Consider the following 4,035-nt stretch of genomic DNA (forward strand, 5'->3'; position numbering starts at 1 on the left):
TTTGATCCACCGGACCCTGGCCTGCTTCACCTTTAGAAGGATCAGCCGTTCCCTGGAATTCTTCCAGGGCCTGCAGGTCCCAGTTGAAAGTGACCGGCTTCAGCTTCAGGATGAACTCCAGCCCGGGCACATCCGGTGTGATGTTGGTCTTGAAACGGCCGTCGGAGAAGTTGGACCAGCCCACAGATCCTCCTATTTGGGTGATATCTCCGTTGCCGATTCTGATGGTATTGCTTTTGTTTATCGTGGCTTTGTTTCTAAGTGCCCGGAGTTGGTGTAATATTTAAAGAGACAATTGCCTGTGATTTATAACCATTCTTTAATCATGCCATCAATGATTTTATTTTGCATGAATCCCCAAAACCAACTCCTATTATTTGATTTATGCACCGATTGTAAGTCCGTTCAATTTTTTTGAGACAGGTAAAAGCGTAAGATTTTCATTGGGAGGTTCCTGATTTTTTTTCTATATTTATTTAAAGGCTTGATGTGGTTAACATCTAAAGTGAACTGATATTTCAGCATGCTCAAGGGAATATAGCCCTTTTTAATGACTGCTTCAGGCTAAAAATAGATGTTATGGAAAGAGTAGTTTGCTTCATTCTGTTTTCTTTGATCATACAATTGAATGGATTTTCATTTCCGGGTGGGCAAAATTCAACCGGAGCCGGAGGAGATATCTCTTTTGGCAAAATACTCGTTACTGAAACTTACGCAAAACAGAACTGGGTCAATGCGACTGTAGCGGAAGGCGATACTTTATGGTCGGTTACTACCGGGGGATTCTTAAAATGGTCAAAGGACGGTACTTTGTTAGAGCGATATTATCCAAAGGACGGACTGATGCATATTTGGTCAACGGCTTTGGCCATTGACAGCAGCGGGAACAAGTGGATTGGAAGTAAATACGGATGTTTGTCCAAATTTGACGGGCAGAACTGGAGTATTTTTGATCTTTATAAAGATTGGGCTGGAACTCCCGAAATCCGTTCAATTGTTGTAGATTCCCTTAATAATCTATGGGTTGCAGCTGGGAGTGATTTGGTGTTTTTTGACGGAAGCTTTTGGACCAAATACACTTCTGAAATAGATGGCAAAATCTATTCCCTGGAAATGGATAAGAATGGTATACTCTGGCTCGGGACTCATAATGGAGTCTTTCGTTTCGATGGAGAAGAATTTATAAAGGAAGAAGGTCCTGCTCCTGTTTATGATATTGCAATTGATGAGAACAATAATAAATGGCTCGCTGCCGGTCCTTTTATTTCAAAGATTGAAGGATATAATAATTCATCGTATTATAGTTATAGAATCGATTCTTATTTGGAAATTGAACCGTGGATAAGAACGATAGAAGTTGACGATGGTATGATTTGGTTGGGTTCATATAACTATGGCATCATTCAATTTGATATAGAAAATGACAGGATGGTTAATCTTAATACCGGCAATTCCGGCCTGTTGCCCGGAAGAGTGCAGGATATCTTTATATCGGAGAGTGGCGATACATACTTTTCGACCGGTGATTTGGATACAGAGGGAGGTATTACAAGATATAACAAAGGAAACTGGAAAACATACAAAACTGAAAGTCCGTTTGCCCATGATTTTGTGATGTGTTTACATGAAGACCAGCAGCAAAACATCTGGGCTGGTACTTATGGAGCTGGAGCATCTATGTTTGATGGCCGGGATTGGAAAAAATTCCCTTTCCTGAATCATGTTCTCAAAATCAAATCCGATACTTTGAACAATATTTGGTTTGCTACTAAATCGCAGGGTATCTGGAAGTATAATTGGGAGGATTGGTTCCATTATGGAGCAAACGTTGGTTTGCCCAGCCAACATGTCAATGATATCCAATTTGACGATCAGGGGAATTTATGGTTTGTTATGCGTAAATTTAGAGAAGGTGAGGTTGGGGGGGCCGGCATGTATGATGGTGAAAACTGGACCTTTTATACCACTCAGAATTCTGATATCTGTTCCGGGGATCTGCTGGCATTGGCAATTGACGATGAAAACAATGTTTGGTTTGGTTCCGACACCAGTGGCGTTTCCGTCTATGATGGCGAAAGTTTTACACATTATAACCCTCCCTCAGAAATCAAGGATATTGAAGTGGATGGAAAAGGAAATATATGGGTAGGGACAGTTGGGAAGCAAAAAAGTAACTATATGTATGACGGAAGCAATTGGGTGAAGTATAATCCTGAGAATTCCGGTATCCATCAATATCGAATCAATTCAATTGCCATTGACAGCCACAATTATGTTTGGTTTGGTTCAGGCAGTGGTATTGCCTCCACTGAGTGGTATTTAAATCTGTCTATATATAACGGATATGATTGGGTGAATTTTGGTATCAATAATTATGGGATAGCAGGATGGGAAATACAAGATATCATTTTTGACAGTAATCATAATTTTTGGATTGCCACCTATAATGGGATTACTAAGGGTAAATTAAAGAAGCCTTTTTCAGTGGAAGCTGGCATTGATCCCAATTCAGCAGGCAGTGTTGAGGGTGAAGGCAAATATGTTGAGGGAGAGAAGGTTACATTGCAGGCCATCCCTTATGAAGGGTATGAATTTGTAAATTGGACCGACGATGAGGATAATGAGCTATCAGAGGAGGCTGTATACTCTTTTGAAATGCCGGCAGAAGATCTATGGTTCGAGGCTAATTTTAATAGCCTTACAGGTTTATTGAAAGAAGATGTTTCGCGGAAAATAGATATATATCCCAATCCTGCAACAGAATATATCAGAGTTGCTTCCAGAGAAAGACGGATAAACAAAATTGTTATTTCCAATCTGTCTGGGAGCATAGTTTACAACAATGTATTGAACGATTTAAAAATTCGTATATCTACAGTCGATTTCGACCCTGGTGTTTATGTAATGGGTATTTACACAGCTAAGGGATTTTATCGAAAGAGATTTGTCGTCACGGATTAAGTTTTGACCGCTAGAAAAATAAGATATTTAATAAGCATATGATTTATTTGCCCTTATTGTAAAACTAAGAGTTAATCAATTATGAACAAACAAGCCAGGCTGTTCATTTCAATTTTAACAATAGTGGGATTTCTGTTTTTTGTAATCATTGGATGTGAAGAAGACCGCGGAGCTCCCAGGGATGAAGATGATGTGCCCGATGGTGTTGTTGTGGATATAGAGGGAAACAGCTACGAAACAGTGGAAATAGGAGACCAGGTTTGGATGGCAGAAAACCTGAGAACTACCAGGTACAATGATAGTACAGTTATACCCAATATTACAGATCATGATGAATGGGACGATACCGACAAGGGGGCATATGCCCGGTATAATAATGACAGAAGAAATGTTCAAAGCTGTGGTTTTTTGTATAACGCATATACCATAGAAACACAAAAACTTTGCCCTGATGGTTGGCACGTGCCAGGCGATGAAGAATGGAAGGAGCTTGAGATGGAATTGGGGATGAACCGAACAAATGCGGATAAAGTTGGGATTAAAAGGGGGATAGATGAAGGGAGTAAGCTTGCGGGAAACGCCTCATTATGGCACGCCGGTGAATTAACCAATGAATCGGTGTTTGGAGCATCTGGTTTCAAGGGATTTCCCGGGGGTGTGCGTGTAAAAAGCGGCGGTTTTTACAGCTTTGGGTTTAATGGCTGCTGGTGGACTTCTACGGTAAGTTCTTCCGGTAACGTTTGGATCCGAAAGTTGCGTTACAATTCCAGCAGAGTATACCGTAATAATTACCATAAGGGTTATGGCTTTTCTGTTCGTTGTTTGAAGGATCAAGCACAATGACCGGGGCCCCAGTTTGCTACTGCCGCTTCACGGAAAGTTTTGCTGTATTCGGCGCTGCCCCTGTTATTGAATCTGAACCGGCGTTATTTGATTTTCTCCAGCAGTTGTTCAATCATTTGTTGTTGTTCTTCTATTTGCTTTTGCTGGGCTTCCACTTGTTTTTTCAATGCTTCGGCTTGCTTGTGCTGTTCCTGCACGGCTTTGACCAGGGGCACCACAAATTTCCTTCTT

Annotated in this window: 3 protein-coding genes; 2 read left to right on the forward strand and 1 reads right to left on the reverse strand. The window is 40.9% G+C overall.

Going from position 1 to position 4,035, the window contains the following annotated elements:
- On the reverse strand, window positions 1-184 hold a 184-nt coding region (locus KGY70_18215), incomplete at its 3' end, for a tail fiber domain-containing protein (GenBank protein ID MBS3777137.1).
- 395 nt (window positions 185-579) lie between these two features.
- Here KGY70_18215 and KGY70_18220 point away from each other — a divergent pair.
- On the forward strand, window positions 580-2,961 hold the full coding sequence (locus KGY70_18220) for a T9SS type A sorting domain-containing protein (GenBank protein ID MBS3777138.1): 2,382 nt from the start codon (window positions 580-582) through the stop codon (window positions 2,959-2,961).
- 81 nt (window positions 2,962-3,042) lie between these two features.
- A complete protein-coding gene (locus KGY70_18225) occupies window positions 3,043-3,804 on the forward strand; it encodes a fibrobacter succinogenes major paralogous domain-containing protein (GenBank protein MBS3777139.1) in 762 nt (253 codons plus the stop codon).
- Window positions 3,805-4,035 lie beyond the last annotated feature (231 nt).

Source organism: Bacteroidales bacterium (genome assembly GCA_018334875.1).
Lineage (GTDB): Bacteria > Bacteroidota > Bacteroidia > Bacteroidales > UBA12077 > JAGXLC01.

What these genes read in the sequence shown, in the direction of transcription:
- KGY70_18220 (MBS3777138.1), top strand. Translation starts at nt 580, where the DNA reads ATGGAAAGAGTAGTTTGCTTCATTCTGTTTTCTTTGATCATACAATTG.
- KGY70_18225 (MBS3777139.1), top strand. Translation starts at nt 3,043, where the DNA reads ATGAACAAACAAGCCAGGCTGTTCATTTCAATTTTAACAATAGTGGGA.